The sequence below is a fragment of the Mesorhizobium sp. M0778 genome (assembly GCF_040320105.1).
Classification (GTDB): Bacteria; Pseudomonadota; Alphaproteobacteria; order Rhizobiales; family Rhizobiaceae; genus Mesorhizobium.
Genome location: NZ_JAMYPA010000057.1, coordinates 1 through 735 on the forward strand (window position 1 = coordinate 1; position 735 = coordinate 735).

Annotated in this window: 1 protein-coding gene and 1 pseudogene; both read left to right on the forward strand. The window is 61.9% G+C overall.

Going from position 1 to position 735, the window contains the following annotated elements; all coding sequences use genetic code 11:
* The first annotated feature begins 26 nt into the window (after positions 1-26).
* A complete protein-coding gene (locus tag NKI22_RS31370) occupies positions 27-632 on the forward strand; it encodes a thiamine phosphate synthase (RefSeq protein WP_352959700.1) in 606 nt (201 codons plus the stop codon).
* A pseudogene (locus NKI22_RS31375) lies at positions 623-735 on the forward strand (hydroxymethylpyrimidine/phosphomethylpyrimidine kinase); the annotation flags it as partial. The gene NKI22_RS31370 and the pseudogene NKI22_RS31375, both read left to right, overlap by 10 nt.

The window sequence follows — 735 nt, forward strand, 5'->3', positions numbered from 1 at the left end:
CCGACAATTGGCAGGGCAGTTTTTTCATGAAGCTCGACCCCTTCTACCTGATCGTCGACAGCGCCGCCTGGATCGAACGGCTGGTGCCGCTTGGCGTCAAGCTGGTTCAGTTGCGCATCAAGGATAGGGACGAGGCCACGTTGCGGACGGAAATCCGCCGCGCGAACGGCGTCTGCGCGGTCCATGGTTGCCAACTGATCGTCAACGACCATTGGCGGCTCGCCATTGAGGAAGGCTGCGACTTCGTCCATCTCGGCCAAGAGGATTTGGCTGCGGCCGACCTGCTGGCGATTAAGTACCCCGGATTGAAGCTTGGGCTCAGCACGCACGATCATCTCGAACTGGAAACGGCCATCGCTGCCGAGCCCGACTATATCGCGCTCGGCCCCATCTATCCCACCGACCTGAAGCAGATGAAATGGGCGCCGCAAGGGCTCGAGCGGATCAGCGAGTGGAAGCATCGGGTGGCGCCGATCCCATTGGTCTCCATCGGCGGCCTCAACCCCGACCGGCTCGACGGTGTCTTCGAGGCTGGTGCGGACAGCGCCGCGGTGGTCACCGACATCACCTTGAATGCCGATCCCGAAGCGCGCACGCGAGAATGGATCGAAAAGACAAAGCCATGGCGCTGAGGCGAGAACCGCATGTGCTCGTGGTCGGCGGATCAGACTCCAGCGGTGGGGCTGGAATTGCACGCGATATCGAGACGATCTCTTCCATTGGCGTGCGCACCTG